Raw genomic sequence first — 14,279 nt, 5'->3', positions numbered from 1 at the left:
CCCGGTCTCCGTTTCGTTGATCCGGGGCTCAATCTGCGGCGAAAAGACCAATTTTCTGTTAATCGCGCCGAGTTTCCGCTGGAACCTCCCCGACCTCCGGCGAAAGACGGCCGCGCGCGTGATCCCCGATCTGCGACAAGAGCGGCCCAAGGGCCTCCGGCGCCGGGCGCGCGCCTGTGACCCAAAGGTAAAGATCCTGGTCGTTTTCCTCCAGCAGCAGGTCAAAGAGGTCGAGCTCGGCGCCCGACATTCCGGCCAGCCGCGCGTCCGCGTAGGGGCCGAGGATCAGGTCCATCTCCTTGGTGCCGCGGCGCCAGGCCCGCATCCGCATCCGCTTCAGCCGCGCCTCGGATGCCGGGATCATGCGCCCGCGCCTTTCAGAAGACCGCGCAGCCCCTTCTCGATGCGTCCGATACGGTCCGCAAGGGCGCTCGTCTCGGCCCGCAGCTGCCGCAGTTCGGCCATGAGGCGCGCGGCATCCGCGGGCAGCGCCGTTGCCTCGGCACCCGGCGGGTCCACCCCGTCGCCGCGCCCGGTCAAAAGCCACATCACCGAAACGCTGAGCATCCCGGCCAGCATCTGAAGCTTGTTCGCGCGCGGTTCGGCGACGTCGTCTTCCCAGGCGATCACGGTCTTGAGCTTGACGCCCAGCCGACGCGACAGTTCATCCTGCGAGAGGTTGGCTGCCTCGCGCGCGGCGGCAAGCCTGTCGCCGAAGGTCGCGGCCTCTTCGCTGAACCAGTTCTCGGTGATGTCGTCGGGGCTTTCGTCTGTCACGTGCCGTTCCTTCTGCAAATTCCCTTGAACGCCTCTGGCGCCGACCCTATGACATGGGTCCGGCAAGTTCAAACCGGAGTTCCCCAAATGCCCTTTCTGTCCGACACGCTGGCCCGGGTCAAACCCTCGCCGAGCATCGCTGTCACCAACAAGGCGCGCGAGCTTAAGGCCGCCGGGAAGGACGTGATCGGCCTTGGCGCGGGCGAACCGGATTTCGACACGCCGCAGAACATCAAGGACGCGGCCAAGCGGGCAATCGACGAGGGCAAGACGAAATACACCGCCGTCGATGGCATCCCCGAGCTGAAACAGGCGATCTGCGACAAGTTCCGGCGCGAGAACGGGCTGAGCTACAAGCCCTCGCAGGTCACGGTGGGGACGGGCGGCAAGCAGGTTCTCTATAACGTGCTGGTCGCGACGCTGAATGCCGGGGACGAGGTGATCATTCCGGCGCCCTACTGGGTGTCCTATCCGGACATGGTGCTTCTGGCGGGGGGGGAGCCGGTGGTGGTCGAATGCCCCATCGAGACGAATTTCAAGCTGACGCCCGCGCAGCTCGAGGCCGCGATCACGCCACAGACCAAATGGTTCATCTTCAACTCGCCCTCGAACCCGACCGGTGCGGGCTACACCTGGGATGAGCTCAAGGGCCTGACCGATGTGCTGATGCGTCATCCGCATGTCTGGGTGCTGACCGACGACATGTATGAACATCTCGTCTATGGCGATTTCGAGTTCTGCACCCCCGCGCAGGTCGAGCCCGGGCTGTACGACCGCACGATCACCTGCAACGGCGTCTCCAAGGCTTATGCGATGACGGGCTGGCGGATCGGCTATGCGGCGGGGCCGGAAACCCTCATCAAGGCGGTGGGCACGGTCCAGTCGCAGACGACGTCGAACCCCTGTTCGATAAGCCAATGGGCGGCGCTCGAGGCACTGACCGGTCCGCAGGATTATATCGCTGAAAGCCGTGCGGCGTTCCAGCGCCGGCGCGATCTGGTCGTATCGATGCTGAACGAGGCGCCGGGCATCGACTGCCCCACCCCCGAAGGTGCGTTCTACGTCTATCCGAACATCGCCGGCTGCATCGGCAAGACCAGCGCGTCCGGCGCGGTGATTTCCGATGACGAGGCCTTTGCGACCGCCCTGCTGGAAGAAACCGGCGTGGCGGTGGTCTTTGGCGCGGCGTTCGGCCTCTCGCCCAACTTCCGCATCAGCTACGCCACCTCGGACGAGGTTCTGGCCGAGGCCTGCCGCCGCATCCAGACCTTCTGCGCCGGCCTGCGCTGAAGGGGTTTCACGCGACCCCGTTCGGTCCGGTCCGGGCGGGGTCCTGCCGCAGGAAGTGCCACAGCCGGAGGCTGAGCATCACGGCGGCCGCGACCAGTCCGATCACCAGACCGCCCCAGATGCCGACCCCGCCAAAGCCCAGCGTGAAGCCGAGGACATAGCTCGCCGGGATGCCGATCAGCCAGTAGCTGACCGAGGCCATGATCATCGGCACCCGCGTGTCCTGCAAGCCGCGCAGAAGGCCCAGCACCATCACCTGCCCCGCATCGGCGAACTGAAACAGCGCCGACATCACCAAAAGCGCCGTACCGATCGCGATAATCGCGGCGCGCTGCGGTTCGTCCGGCGACAGGAACAGGCTGATGATGAACTCGGGCAGCGTAAGGTAGATCACGATCACCACGATCCCCACCGCGAGCGACAGAAGGATCGCCGCCGCCGCCGCCCGCCGCAGATGCGGCATGTCGCCTTCGCCATGGGCGCGGCCGGCGCGCACCGTCGCGGCGTTCGAAAGGCCCAGATGCACCATGAAGGTCAGCGCCGAGATTTCGAGCGCGATCCCGTGTGCGGCAAGCTCCTGCGTGCCGACCCAGCCCATCATGATGGCCGAGGCGGTGAACAGGCCGCTTTCCGCCAGCCCGGTCAGGCCAATGGGCCAGCCCAGCCGGAAGACGCGGCCAAAGGCGGGCCAGTCGGGGCGCCACATCCGCTGGAACAGCGCGTATTGGCGCAGCGCGGGCAGCCGGTGCGCATAGTTGGCCAGCACGATCAGCGTCGCCATCTGCACCACCACCGATGCGATGGCGGCACCCTGCAACCCAAGCTCGGGCGCGCCCCAGTTGCCGAAGATCAGCGCCCAGTTCACCACGATGTTCAGCCCCACCGCCGCCACCGTGGTCCAAAGCACGGCCTGCGTACGTTCCAGTGCGGCAAGGTAGCTTTTGAGCACCATGACCAGCAGCGCCGGGATCATTCCCAGCCCCGCGATGCGCAGATAACCCTGGGCAAGCTCGGCGATGTCCGGCGCCTGACCCAGCGCGCGCAGCAGCCCGCCCGACCACCACATTGCCGGATAGGTGCAAATTCCGAAGAGGACCGACAACCACAGCCCCATCCGGGCGACGCGGCGGACCTCGGTCGGCTGACCCGCGCCGATCGCCCCCGCGACCATCGGCATGACCGCGAGCGCAAATCCCGAGCCGAGGATGAAGATCGAAAAGAAGGTCGAAGCCGCGAGAACGACCGCCGCAAGCGCCGGGACGGAATACCAGCCAAGCATCACCGTGTCGGTGACATGCAGACCGAACTGCGCGATGTTGCTGCCGATCAGCGGCAGCCCCAGTGCGAGCGTGGCCCGGAAATGGGAGGAATAGGACTGCTGCGTCATCATGCCGCTGCCTTAGCCGGGCGCGCCTGTCGCGGCAAGGCTCGGCACGCGCGGGATCAGAGCGTGCGCAGCAAGAGTGCCCCGGCGGCCACAGCGACCGTGGCCCCGGCGGCAAGTTCCAGCAGCGGAAAGGCCGCGCGCAGACGCCCCGCCCGGTCCATCCATTGCAGCGCCCCGTCCCGCGCCAGAACCGCGAGCCCCGCGACCGCCAGCGTCACCGTCGCGGTGCCCAGCCCCATGACATAGGCGCCTGCGATCCCGGCCCCCTCCAGACCCATCCGCCAGGTGAGGATCAGGAGAAAGAGCGCCCCGGTGCAGGGCCGCAACGCGATCCCCGCGATCAGCGCCGCACCGTCGCGCCAGCCGCGCAGGGCCTCGACCTCTTGCATCGTGGGGCCGTGGCGATGGCCGCAGGTTTCGCAGTGGCCGTCATCATGGTGGTGATGGCCGTGGTCGTGTCCGTGAACCTGATTGTGGCTATGGTGGCCGTGGCCCGCGTGGGAATGACCGCGGCCATGGGCCAGAGGCGTCGCGGACCGCAGCCGGACCAGCCCGCGCGCCCCGCGCCAGGCAAGCCACATCCCGATTGCCGCCACCGCCGCATAGCCAAGCGCGGTCATCGGACCCTCGGCCGTGCCCACCAGCTGTTCGCGCGTCCAGCCAAGGATTGCCACGCCGCCATAGACCAGAACCACCGCCGTCGTCGCCTGTGCAAGGCTCGACAGCAGCGCGATGATCAGCATCGGACCCAGCCGCTGGCGGCTCGCCACCCCGTAGCCGCCGATCAGCATCTTGCCATGGCCCGGCCCCACGGCATGAAAGAATCCGTAGGCGAAACAGAGCGACATCAGGGCCATCAGCGCCCCGGTTTCCCCCGCCCGGAGGCTGCGCAGCCCGTCGGCCATCGCATTCTGGAACTGGCGCTGCCATTCCGCGGCCCGGGAGGCGAGCGGGTCGAACGCCCCCGTGGCCCATAAAAGGACCGCCGCCAGCCCGAGAGCCAGCGCAAGGGTCGGGATCACGCGCCGCATGTCAGCCGGATTTCATCGGCAAAGGCGGCGCCGACGGCGGGAAAATCCTCCAGCTCGTCATAGCCGGGCTGGGCGAGCATCTCTGCCAGCGCGGATTCGAGGATCTCGCTCGCGGCGCTGAAATCGGGCTCGAAGATGCGGGCGTCGCAATCGGTGCGCCCCTCGATCACCGGGTCGATGGCGATGGTATAGGCGGTGTAGTAGGTCGGGTCATAGGCTTGCAGGATCACCGGTTCCGGCCCCGGCTCCACCCGTTCCTGCAGGGCACGGATATGGGTCGAGATGATGCGCCCGTCCTGCACATCCGCCGTCCAGTCCATCGGGCCGGACAGGGCCAGCGCACGTTCCCCCTGGAGCAGGTAGAGGTCGCCCTCATACCCCTCGATCCAGTCCATGTCGAAACCTGCCAGCGTCGCACGCTCTTCCTCGGTCACGGTGCCGGTGAAGTCGGGATCAAGCCCCATCTCTTCCAGCAGCAGCATCGAGTAGAACGCATCATAGACCCAGACCACCCGGATGGCGGCCAGGCGGCCCTCATCGTCGAACTGCATCTGAAGGCCGGTGTCGATATAGATATGCGGATGCGCGACCGCAGGGGCCGAGATCAGCACCGACAGCCCGACGCAAAAGAAACCCACGGCCCGCTGCAAGACGCGCAATTCATCCCCTCCTGACGCTTTCGCCTGAATAGAACCTATGGCGCCCGCCCTCAAGTCCGGCCCGATCAGCAAGCGGTGATCGGCGATCAGCCGCGCAGGATCAGCGCCAGACCCGCCGCCATCAGGCCAAGCCCCCCGACCCGCATCAGGCTGAGCGGCTTCATCACCGCGCCGAACAGGCCGAAATGGTCGATGACCGCGGCCGAGATCATCTGTCCGATCAGCACGAAGAAGATCGCGTTTCCCACCCCGAACCGCGGCGCGATCCATGTGACGGCCAGCACGTAGAAGGCGACGAAAAGGCCCGCGAACCAAAGATGCCGGGGCTGCGCGGGGATCGCCGCCAGCGCCCGGGTGCTGCCGGTCAGCACCATCACGAGGGTCGCACCCAGAAAGGCCACGGCAAAAAGCAGGCTTGCCGCAGCGGCCGGGGCACCGATGCGCCCGCCGAGCTGCGCGTTCAGCGCCGCCAGCAGCGGGATGCCTATTCCTGCGGCCAGCATGATGATGGCGTAGCGGATTGTTTCGGCCATGTGGATCGTCCCCCTGCCCCCGGGTCGCGGCGCTGCCGCTGTCTTAGCATCTGGTGATGCGCGCGAAAGGAGATTTTCGGTCTTTTCTTTTCAGGTCCGGCGCGTATAGTCCCCGCCATGGCACGGTTCGCGCATATCATCGCATCCAACGGGGCAATTCTGCCCCTGAACCGCCGTGGCCTCCTTCTCCTTAGCTGCCTCTGAGCGTGCCTTTGGGCGCGACCGCTCGGAGGTGACCAGCGCCCGGACCCAGAGCCAAGGAAGAAGCGAGAATTACCATGACGAACACCATCCCCGAACAGGATCAGGTCCTGATCTTCGACACCACCCTGCGCGACGGCGAACAATCGCCCGGTGCCACGATGACCCATCAGGAAAAGCTGGAGATCGCGGCGCTTCTGGATGAAATGGGCGTCGATATCATCGAGGCGGGCTTTCCCATCGCCTCCGAAGGGGATTTCGCCGCCGTTTCCGCGATTGCGCAGCAGACGCAGCGCGCCTCGATCTGCGGGCTGGCGCGTGCGTCCTTCGGTGATATCGACCGCGCGTGGGAAGCGGTGAAACACGCACGCCGCCCCCGCATCCACACCTTCATCGGCACCTCGCCCCTGCATCGCGACATCACCAAGCTGTCGCAGGACGACATGGCCGAAAAGATCCACGCGACCGTCAGCCATGCCCGCAACCTCTGCGCCGATGTGCAATGGTCGCCGATGGACGCGACACGGACGGAACACGACTACCTGTGCCGCGTGGTCGAAATCGCGATCAAGGCCGGGGCGAGCACGATCAACATTCCCGATACGGTCGGCTACACCGCCCCGCGCGAAAGCGCCGATCTGATCCGGATGCTGCTGGAACGTGTGCCGGGCGCCGACAGCATCGTCTTTGCGACCCATTGCCATAACGACCTGGGCATGGCGACGGCCAACTCGCTGGCGGCGGTCGAGGCCGGGGCGCGGCAGATCGAATGCACGATCAACGGCCTTGGGGAACGCGCCGGCAACACCGCGCTGGAAGAGGTGGTGATGGCGCTCAAGGTGCGCAACGACATCATGCCCTACCGCACCGGCATCGACACCACACGCATCATGAACATCAGCCGCAAGGTCGCGACCGTTTCCGGCTTTCCGGTCCAGTTCAACAAGGCGATCGTGGGCAAGAACGCCTTTCTGCACGAAAGCGGCATCCATCAGGACGGCGTGCTGAAAAACGCCGAGACGTTCGAGATCATGCGCCCGGCGGATATCGGGCTCAATGAGACGAACATCGTCATGGGCAAGCATTCCGGCCGGGCGGCGCTGCGCACCAAGCTGCGCGACCTGGGCTATGAACTGGCGGACAATCAGCTCAACGACGTGTTCGTGCGGTTCAAGGCGCTCGCCGACCGCAAGAAAGAGGTCTATGACGACGACCTGATCGCGCTGATGCAGGACAGCACGACCCATGCCGAGCACGATTTCATCCAGGTGCGTCGCCTGCGGGTGATCTGCGGTACCGACGGCCCGCAAGAGGCCGAGCTGACGCTGAGCATCGACGGCGAGGAGAAATCCATCGACGCGACCGGCGACGGCCCCATCGACGCGGCATTCAACGCGGTCAAGATGCTCTTCCCGCACAAGGCGCGGCTGCAGCTTTATCAGGTTCACGCGGTGACCGAAGGCACGGATGCGCAGGCCACGGTTTCCGTCCGGATGGAAGAGGACGGCAAGATCGTCACGGGCCAGTCGGCGGATACCGATACGGTGGTCGCCAGCGTCAAGGCCTATGTCAACGCGCTCAACAAGCTGCTGACGCGGCGGCAAAAGACCAAACCGGCGGCGGAAACGCGCAGCGCCTGAGGCCGCAACTCCCCTGGCGCACGCCTGCCGGGCAGGCTGCGGCAGAAATGCGCTGAATGGAAATGATGCGGGCCTTTGCGGCCCGCAACCTTTTCCCTATAAGAGCCGGAGGCCCGCGTCCGAGAGTCGCGGGCCATCCAGTTAGAGGCACAATCGGAAAGTCGGCAGGATGGTAGGGTTTGGTGGTCTGTTTTCGTCTGACATGGCGATCGACCTGGGAACGGCGAATACGCTCGTCTATGTAAAAGGCAGGGGCATCATCCTGAACGAGCCTTCGGTCGTCGCCTATCACGTCAAGGACGGCCGCAAGCAGGTGCTCGCGGTGGGTGAGGATGCCAAGCTCATGCTCGGGCGGACGCCGGGCAGCATTCAGGCGATCCGGCCCATGCGCGACGGCGTGATCGCCGATTTCGACGTGGCCGAGGAAATGATCAAGCATTTCATCCGCAAGGTGCACCGGCGCACGACCTTTTCGAAACCCAAGATCATCGTCTGCGTGCCGCATGGGGCGACGCCCGTGGAAAAGCGCGCGATCCGTCAGTCGGTGCTGTCGGCGGGCGCACGCCGCGCCGGGCTGATCGCCGAACCGATTGCCGCGGCCATCGGCGCGGGGATGCCCATCACCGACCCTACGGGGAACATGGTTGTGGATATCGGCGGCGGCACGACCGAGGTCGCGGTGCTCTCGCTCGGGGATATCGTCTATGCGCGGTCGGTCCGCGTGGGCGGCGACCGGATGGACGAGGGCATCATCAGCTACCTGCGCCGCCAGCAGAACCTCCTGATCGGTGAGGCGACGGCGGAACGCATCAAGACCTCGATCGGCACGGCACGGATGCCCGATGACGGGCGCGGCGCTAGCCTTGTGATCCGCGGTCGCGACCTGATCAACGGGGTTCCCAAGGAAATCGAGATCAGTCAGGCCCAGGTGGCCGAGGCGCTGGCCGAACCCGTGCAGCAGATCTGCGAGGCGGTGATGATGGCGCTGGAGGCGACGCCACCCGACCTTGCCGCCGATATCGTGGACCGTGGCGTGATGCTGACCGGGGGCGGCGCGCTTCTGGGCGATCTGGACCTTGCGTTGCGCGAACAGACCGGCCTCGCGATCTCGGTCGCCGACGAGACACTGAATTGTGTTGCGCTCGGCACCGGCAAGGCGCTGGAATACGAAAAACAACTGCGGCATGTGATAGACTACGACAGTTGACGACCCGTGGCTGCAAGCGCGCCACGCGATGAGGGGCTGCTGTGGCAAGCGACCGTATAGCGCATGATCAATATGTCCGTCCCGTCAGGCGTATCCTGATCGGGGCGCTCGCGCTTGCGCTGCTGGCGCTCTTCCTGATCTGGCGGATCGACAATCCGCGGGTCGAGAGTTTCCGCGCGGCCCTTGTCGACCGGATCGTGCCCAACATGGAATGGGCGATGGCGCCCGTCACCCGCGCCTATGGGCTGGTCGAGAATCTGCGCGCCTATGCCCGCATCCACGAACAGAACCAGGAACTGCGGCGCGAACTGCAGCAGATGCGCGCCTGGCGCGAAGCCGCGCTGCAACTGGAACAGAAGAACGCCAAGCTGCTCGATCTGAACAATGTCCGGCTCGACCCGCGCCTGACCCATGTAACCGGGGTGGTGCTGGCCGACAGCGGATCGCCCTTCCGGCAGTCGGTCCTGCTGAACGTGGGGGCGCGCGACGGCATCCGCGACGGCTGGGCCACGATGGACGGGCTGGGTCTGGTCGGGCGGATTTCCGGGGTCGGGAATACCTCGTCCCGGGTGGTGCTGCTGACCGATTCCGCAAGCCGTATCCCGGTGACGATCCAGCCCTCGGGGCAGCGGGCGCTGCTTTCGGGCGATAACAGCGCGGCGCCGGTGCTCGAATTCCTCGAGAAACCGGAACTGGTCCGGCCCGGCGACCGGATCGTATCCTCGGGCGATGGCGGGATGTTCCCGTCGGGGCTGTTGGTGGGCCAGGTCGCGCAGGGCACAGACCGGCGGCTGCGGGCGCGTCTTGCGGCGGATTACGAACGGCTCGAATTCCTGCGCGTTCTCCGCAGCCCGGGGATCGAGCGGATCGAGGACCCGGGAACGCTGGTCGCGCCGCCCCTTCTCGGCACGCTTCCCTTTCCCTTCCCGGACGCGAACAACAGCGCCGCCGGCAGCGGGGACATCGCCGATGGTTGATCCGCTTGTTGCGCGCCGCTGGTCCTATCGGGGGCTTTATCTCCTGCTTGCGCTGACGGTCTTTTTCTTCAAGCTCTTGCCGGTGACGCCCATGCCGCGCGGGGTTCCAGGCCCAGACCTGATGCTCTGCCTCACCTTCGTCTGGGTGCTGCGGCGTCCGGATTTCCTGCCGGCGCTCTTCATCGCGGCGGTCTACCTGCTGGAAGACCTCTTGTTCCTGCGCCCGCCGGGGCTTTGGGCGGTGATCGTCCTGCTGGCCTGCGAATTCCTGCGCGGGCGGGTCATCCTGATGCGGGAAATGAGCTTTCTGATGGAATGGGCGCTGGTCGCCCTGGTCCTGATCGGTATGCTGGTCCTGAACAGGACGGTGCTTGCCATAGCCGTGGTGCCGCAGGTGGGCCTTGGTCCGGCGGTGGCGCAGGTGGTGCTGACAGCGCTGGCCTATCCGCTGGTCGTGGCCGCATCGACGCGGCTATTGGGGGTGCGGCGGCCGGTATCCGGGACGATCGACAGCATGGGGGCGCGCCTGTGAAACGAACCCAGAAGGACACGGCCGAAAGCAGCCGCCGCATCACCCGCCGCGCGTTGTTGCTGGGCGTCGGCCAGGCGGCGATCGTCGCGGCGCTCGGAATCCGGCTGCGCCACATGCAGGTCGAGGAAGCCGACCAGTACCGGATGCTGGCCGAGGAAAACCGCATCAACATCCGCCTGATCCCACCCGCGCGGGGTCTGATCCATGACCGGAATGGCGTGGTGGTGGCCGGCAACGAACAGAACTACCGCGTCGTGATCGTGCGCGAGGATGCGGGCGACGTGCCCGAGGCGCTGGCTCAGCTGCGCCGCGTCATGACCCTGACCGATGAGGATATCGAACGGACCCTGCGCGAGGTCAGCCGCCGCAGCGCCTTTGTCCCCATCACCGTGGCCGAGCGCCTTGCCTGGGAGGATGTGGCGCGTGTCGCGGCCAACGCGCCGGCCCTGCCCGGCATCACGCCCGAGGTCGGGCTGTCGCGTCACTATCCGTTCGGCGGGGATTATGCGCATGTCGTGGGCTATGTCGGCCCGGTGAGCGAGAACGACCTCGCCCAGTTGCAGAACCCGGACCCGGTGCTCCAGATCCCGCGGTTCCAGATCGGCAAGGTCGGCGTCGAAACCCGGCTTGAGGATGCGCTGCGCGGCAAGGCCGGGTCGCGCCGGATCGAGGTCAATGCCGTGGGCCGCGTCATGCGCGAGCTCGACCGGCAGGAAGGTGAGCCGGGGGCGAGCGTTCAGCTGACCATCGACGACCGCCTCCAGAACTTTACCCAGGCCCGTCTGGGCGAGGAAAGCGCGGCCTGCGTCGTCATGGATGTGCATAACGGCGACCTTCTGGCCATCGCCTCGGCCCCTTCGTTTGATCCGAACCTGTTCGTCCGGGGGATCGGGGTCGCCGATTACCGCGCCCTGATGGAAAACGATCACCGGCCGCTTGCGAACAAGACGGTGCAGGGCGCCTATCCGCCCGGCTCGACCTTCAAGATGGTGACGGCCCTTGCGGCGCTGGAAGCGGGCGTAGTCGGCCTGAACGACACGGTCTATTGCCCCGGTTACATGGACGTCGCGGGCCGCCGGTTCCATTGCTGGAAACGGGGCGGGCACGGGCGCGTGGCACTGGTCGCGGCGCTGGCCGAAAGCTGTGACTGCTATTTCTACGACGTCGCGCAGCGCTGCGGCATCGACCGCATCGCCGAAATGTCGGTGCGGCTGGGGCTTGGGCAGCGCCACGATCTGCCGATGTCCGCCATCTCCGAGGGGCTGAACCCCAACCGCCAATGGAAGCGGGAACGCCACGGGCAGGAATGGCGGGTGGGCGACACGGTCAACGCCTCGATCGGACAGGGCTATGTGCTGTCGACCCCGCTCCAGCTTGCGGTGATGTCGGCGCGGCTGGCCGCGGGCACGACCATTTCGCCCCGGCTCATCAAGTCGATCAACGGGGTGGAGGAGCCTGTCCACCATGGCGAGGCCCTGGGCCTGCGCCCCGAATTCCTGCGCGAGGTCCAGCGCGGGATGATTGCCACCGTCAACAGCCAGCGCGGGACCGCCTATGGCAGCCGGATCGAGGAAGCCTCGATGCGCATGGCGGGCAAGACCGGGACCAGCCAGGTGCGCAACATCACGGCGGCCGAACGGGCGCGCGGGGTGGTGCGGAACGATCAGTTGCCGTGGAACCGGCGCGACCATGCGCTTTTCGTCGCCTATGCCCCGGCCGAGGCGCCCAGGATCGCCGTTTCCGTCGTGGTGGAACACGGCATGGGCGGCAGCAGCGCCGCCGCGCCCATCGGGCGGGATGTGGTCCTTGCTGCCCTGAATGGCGGGCTGCCGCCGCTCTCGGCCTATCCCTCCTCGCAGCGCGGCCGGATCGAGAGCGAGCTTCAGATGCTGAACCTCCGCCTCCCCGACCCGGCCCCCATCGGCCAGACCGCCCAGAGCCGCGCGTGAGACCGGCCCGATGAGCTATCTTGCCTATAACGTCAAGACGATCCCCACGGGCATCCGCAAGGTGCTCTATGTCAACTGGGCGCTGGTGATCCTGCTGACCGCCATCGCCTCGGTCGGGTTCCTGATGCTCTATTCCGTCGCGGGCGGCAGGCTTCATGTCTGGTCCGAACCGCAGATGGAACGCTTCGCCTTCGGCATGGCCGCGATGTTCGTCGTCGCCTTCGTCCCGATCTGGTTCTGGCGAAACGTGGCCGGGGTGGCCTATCTCGTCTCGTTTCTCCTGCTGCTCGCGGTCGAATTCGTGGGGTCGGTCGGCATGGGCGCGCAACGCTGGATCGACCTGGGGGTGATCCGTCTGCAACCGTCCGAACTGATGAAGATCGCGCTCGTGATGGTGCTGGCGGCCTATTACGACTGGCTCGACATCAACCGCACGTCCCGGCCTCTCTGGGTGCTGATCCCTGTGCTGCTGATCCTGCTGCCGGTCGGGCTTGTGCTGACGCAGCCGGACCTTGGAACGGCGGTGCTGCTGATGTTCGGCGGTGGGGTGATGATGTTCCTCGCCGGGGTGCATATCCTCTATTTCGTCGTGGTGATCGCGGCGGGGGTTGGGCTCGTGGCGCTCGTCTTCATGTCGCGCGGGACCGAATGGCAGTTGCTCAAGGACTATCAGTTCCGCCGGATCGACACGTTTCTCGACCCCTCCACCGATCCCTTGGGCGCGGGATATCACATCAGCCAGGCCAAGATCGCGCTGGGGTCCGGCGGCTGGTCGGGGCGCGGTTTCATGCAGGGCACGCAAAGCCGGCTGAACTTTCTGCCGGAAAAGCACACCGACTTCATCTTTACCACGCTGGCCGAGGAATTCGGCTTTATCGGGGCGATGTCGCTGCTTGCGCTTTATGTCGCGCTGATCGTCTTTACCGTCGGCGCGGCGCTCAGCAACCGGGACCGGTTTTCGTCGCTCCTGACGCTGGGGGTGGCGGCGACGCTCTTTTTCTATGTTGCCGTGAATATGGGCATGGTGATGGGTCTGGCGCCGGTCGTGGGCGTTCCGCTGCCCCTTGTGTCCTATGGCGGGTCTGCGATGCTTGTCCTTCTGCTCGCCTACGGGCTGGTGCAGAGCGCGCATATCCACCGCCCAAGAGGACGTTCATGACCACGACAGCCTATTTCGCCGCCGGTGCCCGGCTCTGGCCGGATTACAAGCCGCATCTGGAACGGGCGATCGCCGAAACGGGGCTGGATCTGGACCTCATCACCACCGCGCCGGACCCGGAAAAGGTCGATTTCATCATCTTTGCCCCCGGCGGCGACATCACCGATTTCAGCCTTTACCCCAATGCACGGGCGGTCCTGAACCTCTGGGCCGGGGTGGAACGGATCGTGACGAACCCCACCCTGACGCAACCGCTGTGCCGGATGGTCGATCCCGCGCTGACACAGGGCATGGTCGAATGGGTCACGGGGCATGTGCTGCGCTATCATCTGGGGATCGACCAGTTCATCCTCAATCAGGATGGCATCTGGCGCGAAGGCGTCGCGGCCCCACCCGCGCGGCTTCGTCCCGTCGCGATGCTTGGGCTCGGGGAGCTCGGGCGGGCCTGCGGTCAGGCGCTGGCCGGGCTCGGCTTTCCCGTGCTCGGCTGGGGGCGCAGCCCGCGCGAGGTTCCGGGCATCGATTGCCATTCCGGCGAAGAGGGGTTGGAGACGGTGTTGCGGCAGGCGCAGATCGTCGTCACGCTGCTGCCGCTGACGCGGGACACCGAAAACCTGCTCGACGCCCGCAGGCTCGGCTGGCTGCCCGATGGCGCGATGATCGTGAACCCGGGGCGCGGGCCTCTTGTCGACGATGACGCCCTGCTGGCCGCGCTCGATACGGGCAAGGTTGGCCATGCGACGCTCGACGTCTTCCGGCAGGAACCCCTGCCCGCGGCGCATCCCTATTGGGCGCATCCCCGCGTGACCGTCACGCCCCATATCGCGGCGGCAACGCCCCCGGACACCGCAAGCGTCGTCGTGATCGAGAACATCGCCCGATCGCTGGCGGGCAAGCCGCTTCTGCATCTCGTGGATCGTGAACGGGGCTACTGAGC

14 protein-coding genes are annotated in these 14,279 nt (G+C 66.3%); 8 read left to right on the top strand and 6 right to left on the bottom strand.

Annotated elements, in window-relative coordinates; all coding sequences use genetic code 11:
• Nucleotides 1-58: 58 nt before the first annotated feature.
• Together ACFSGJ_RS11795 and ACFSGJ_RS11790 are read right to left on the bottom strand one after the other, a co-directional pair.
• A complete protein-coding gene (locus ACFSGJ_RS11795) occupies nucleotides 59-364 on the bottom strand; it encodes a succinate dehydrogenase assembly factor 2 (protein WP_390261827.1) in 306 nt (101 codons plus the stop codon).
• Nucleotides 361-777, bottom strand: a complete 417-nt coding sequence (locus tag ACFSGJ_RS11790) for a helix-turn-helix domain-containing protein (protein ID WP_390261825.1) — start codon at nucleotides 775-777, stop codon at nucleotides 361-363. The genes ACFSGJ_RS11795 and ACFSGJ_RS11790 overlap by 4 nt, the downstream gene beginning before the upstream one ends.
• 87 nt (nucleotides 778-864) lie before the next feature.
• On the opposite strand from ACFSGJ_RS11790, the gene ACFSGJ_RS11785 reads away from it, so the two are divergent.
• Nucleotides 865-2,067, top strand: coding sequence for a pyridoxal phosphate-dependent aminotransferase (locus ACFSGJ_RS11785; RefSeq protein ID WP_390261823.1), 1,203 nt, complete (start codon nucleotides 865-867; stop codon nucleotides 2,065-2,067).
• Nucleotides 2,068-2,074: 7 nt separating this feature from the next.
• Here ACFSGJ_RS11785 and ACFSGJ_RS11780 read toward each other — a convergent pair whose 3' ends face one another.
• From ACFSGJ_RS11780 to ACFSGJ_RS11765, 4 genes are all read right to left on the bottom strand, one after another.
• Nucleotides 2,075-3,457 (bottom strand): MATE family efflux transporter, encoded by a 1,383-nt coding sequence (locus tag ACFSGJ_RS11780; protein WP_390261821.1) that lies wholly within the window; start codon nucleotides 3,455-3,457, stop codon nucleotides 2,075-2,077.
• Between the two features lie 53 nt (nucleotides 3,458-3,510).
• On the bottom strand, nucleotides 3,511-4,485 hold the full coding sequence (locus ACFSGJ_RS11775; RefSeq protein ID WP_390261819.1) for a nickel/cobalt transporter: 975 nt from the start codon (nucleotides 4,483-4,485) through the stop codon (nucleotides 3,511-3,513).
• Nucleotides 4,473-5,144: a DUF1007 family protein gene (locus tag ACFSGJ_RS11770; RefSeq protein WP_390261816.1), complete on the bottom strand. Its 672-nt coding sequence runs from the start codon at nucleotides 5,142-5,144 to the stop codon at nucleotides 4,473-4,475. The genes ACFSGJ_RS11775 and ACFSGJ_RS11770 overlap by 13 nt, the downstream gene beginning before the upstream one ends.
• Before the next feature lie 86 nt (nucleotides 5,145-5,230).
• The gene (locus ACFSGJ_RS11765; protein WP_390261813.1) at nucleotides 5,231-5,677 is read right to left on the bottom strand and encodes a DMT family transporter; all 447 of its coding nucleotides are present in this window, start codon (nucleotides 5,675-5,677) and stop codon (nucleotides 5,231-5,233) included.
• Between the two features lie 278 nt (nucleotides 5,678-5,955).
• Between ACFSGJ_RS11765 and ACFSGJ_RS11760 the strand changes: the two genes are divergently transcribed.
• From ACFSGJ_RS11760 to ACFSGJ_RS11730, 7 genes are all read left to right on the top strand, one after another.
• Nucleotides 5,956-7,518: a 2-isopropylmalate synthase gene (locus ACFSGJ_RS11760; RefSeq protein ID WP_390261810.1), complete on the top strand. Its 1,563-nt coding sequence runs from the start codon at nucleotides 5,956-5,958 to the stop codon at nucleotides 7,516-7,518.
• A 169-nt stretch (nucleotides 7,519-7,687) separates the two neighbouring features.
• Nucleotides 7,688-8,725 carry a rod shape-determining protein gene (locus ACFSGJ_RS11755; RefSeq protein ID WP_390261807.1) on the top strand — a complete coding sequence of 346 codons (1,038 nt, stop codon included), beginning with the start codon at nucleotides 7,688-7,690 and terminating at the stop codon, nucleotides 8,723-8,725.
• 41 nt (nucleotides 8,726-8,766) lie between these two features.
• Entirely contained in the window at nucleotides 8,767-9,702 is a 936-nt protein-coding gene (gene mreC / locus ACFSGJ_RS11750; RefSeq protein ID WP_390261804.1) for a rod shape-determining protein MreC, read from the top strand.
• On the top strand, nucleotides 9,695-10,234 hold the full coding sequence (locus tag ACFSGJ_RS11745; protein WP_390261800.1) for a rod shape-determining protein MreD: 540 nt from the start codon (nucleotides 9,695-9,697) through the stop codon (nucleotides 10,232-10,234). The genes mreC and ACFSGJ_RS11745 overlap by 8 nt, the downstream gene beginning before the upstream one ends.
• The gene (gene mrdA, locus ACFSGJ_RS11740) at nucleotides 10,231-12,183 is read left to right on the top strand and encodes a penicillin-binding protein 2 (RefSeq protein WP_390261797.1); all 1,953 of its coding nucleotides are present in this window, start codon (nucleotides 10,231-10,233) and stop codon (nucleotides 12,181-12,183) included. Before ACFSGJ_RS11745 ends, mrdA begins: the two co-directional genes overlap by 4 nt.
• Nucleotides 12,184-12,193: 10 nt before the next feature.
• Nucleotides 12,194-13,342 carry a rod shape-determining protein RodA gene (gene rodA, locus ACFSGJ_RS11735; RefSeq protein WP_390261795.1) on the top strand — a complete coding sequence of 383 codons (1,149 nt, stop codon included), beginning with the start codon at nucleotides 12,194-12,196 and terminating at the stop codon, nucleotides 13,340-13,342.
• Nucleotides 13,339-14,277, top strand: a complete 939-nt coding sequence (locus tag ACFSGJ_RS11730; protein WP_390261792.1) for a 2-hydroxyacid dehydrogenase — start codon at nucleotides 13,339-13,341, stop codon at nucleotides 14,275-14,277. The genes rodA and ACFSGJ_RS11730 overlap by 4 nt, the downstream gene beginning before the upstream one ends.
• The last annotated feature ends 2 nt before the right edge of the window (nucleotides 14,278-14,279 follow it).

This window comes from Halodurantibacterium flavum (genome assembly GCF_042681825.1).
Classification (GTDB): domain Bacteria; phylum Pseudomonadota; class Alphaproteobacteria; order Rhodobacterales; family Rhodobacteraceae; genus Halodurantibacterium; species Halodurantibacterium flavum.
Note: the sequence above shows the minus strand (reverse complement) of the source record. Positions and strands in the feature narration are given on the sequence as shown.

Excerpts from the sequence above, each read along its gene's own strand:
- ACFSGJ_RS11795 (WP_390261827.1), bottom strand. The coding sequence starts at position 364 with ATGATCCCGGCATCCGAGGCGCGGCTGAAGCGGATGCGGATGCGGGCC.
- ACFSGJ_RS11785 (WP_390261823.1), top strand. The coding sequence starts at position 865 with ATGCCCTTTCTGTCCGACACGCTGGCCCGGGTCAAACCCTCGCCGAGC.
- ACFSGJ_RS11780 (WP_390261821.1), bottom strand. The coding sequence starts at position 3,457 with ATGATGACGCAGCAGTCCTATTCCTCCCATTTCCGGGCCACGCTCGCA.
- ACFSGJ_RS11775 (WP_390261819.1), bottom strand. The coding sequence starts at position 4,485 with ATGCGGCGCGTGATCCCGACCCTTGCGCTGGCTCTCGGGCTGGCGGCG.
- ACFSGJ_RS11765 (WP_390261813.1), bottom strand. The coding sequence starts at position 5,677 with ATGGCCGAAACAATCCGCTACGCCATCATCATGCTGGCCGCAGGAATA.
- ACFSGJ_RS11760 (WP_390261810.1), top strand. The coding sequence starts at position 5,956 with ATGACGAACACCATCCCCGAACAGGATCAGGTCCTGATCTTCGACACC.
- ACFSGJ_RS11755 (WP_390261807.1), top strand. The coding sequence starts at position 7,688 with ATGGTAGGGTTTGGTGGTCTGTTTTCGTCTGACATGGCGATCGACCTG.
- ACFSGJ_RS11745 (WP_390261800.1), top strand. The coding sequence starts at position 9,695 with ATGGTTGATCCGCTTGTTGCGCGCCGCTGGTCCTATCGGGGGCTTTAT.
- rodA (WP_390261795.1), top strand. The coding sequence starts at position 12,194 with ATGAGCTATCTTGCCTATAACGTCAAGACGATCCCCACGGGCATCCGC.
- ACFSGJ_RS11730 (WP_390261792.1), top strand. The coding sequence starts at position 13,339 with ATGACCACGACAGCCTATTTCGCCGCCGGTGCCCGGCTCTGGCCGGAT.